Source organism: Halobacillus andaensis (assembly GCF_014636475.1).
Classification (GTDB): Bacteria; Bacillota; Bacilli; order Bacillales; family Halobacillaceae; genus Halobacillus_A; species Halobacillus_A andaensis.
The window spans coordinates 1-915 of sequence record NZ_BMEL01000014.1 but is presented as its reverse complement, the minus strand read 5'-3'; the positions used below and the strand labels follow the sequence as shown (position 1 = coordinate 915).

Here is a 915-nt window from a genome sequence, read left to right as displayed (position 1 = left end):
GATGGCCTGAAAATATAAAACTGACGAGGCAAGCGACAAAAAAGTACTCTACTCCTTTTCCATCAAACATCTCCATTGCCAATAGGAAAGCTGCTATAGGAGTATTAGTACCGCCACTGAAAACAGCGATCATTCCTAGTGCAGCGAGAAATGAGATGGGGAAGTCCATGAATGAATGTAAAGTGTTGCCTAATGTTGCCCCCATAAAAAATAGAGGGATGGCTTCTCCGCCGACAAAGCCAGTTCCAAGAGTAACTGCTGTGAATAGGAGTTTAGCAAGGAAGGCAAAGGGAGGAACATCTTCTTTAAAAGATTGTTCAAGCATATCCAATCCTCGCCCGTTGTAATCTTGTGAATTAACTATTAAAGTGAATAACACAATAATAAGTCCACCAACAAAGGCTCTTTTCATATGGTTTTTCTTAAAAATTTTCTCGGATCCTTTTTGTATGCCATGTCTTAATTGGCAGTATAAAATACTTACGAGGCTGAAAATAACAGATACTAGTATAACTTTTGCAAATGTAACAGGAGATGCCTCTGGTACAGTTTGGATGATGAATTCTACGTGTTCAACTCCCAAAGCCCCCGTTGTCATATAGTGGCCGACAAAGCTAGCCACAAGGCAAGGGACAAGCGCTTCGAATTTCATCTTCCCTAAAGCTGCCATTTCCATCCCGAAAACCGCACCTGTGATGGGTGCTCCAAAGGCTGCCCCAAACCCAGCGCTTATGCCGCTCATAAGGAAGATTTTAGTGTCTGACTTGTTCGTCTTGAAGAACTTGTTTACTGCTTCAGCTACACTTCCTCCCATTTGGACAGCCGCACCTTCTCTTCCCGTTGAACCACCAAATAAGACGGTGATAAATGTTCCCAAATAGACGATTGGCCCCATTCTCAGCAGGACCTTTTTCT

General features: G+C 42.8%; 1 protein-coding gene. It reads right to left on the bottom strand.

The window, feature by feature from the left end; all coding sequences use genetic code 11:
- The coding region (locus IEV27_RS19790) for a chloride channel protein (RefSeq protein WP_229735434.1) at nucleotides 1-877 on the bottom strand (877 nt) is incomplete at its 3' end.
- Nucleotides 878-915: the final 38 nt, after the last annotated feature.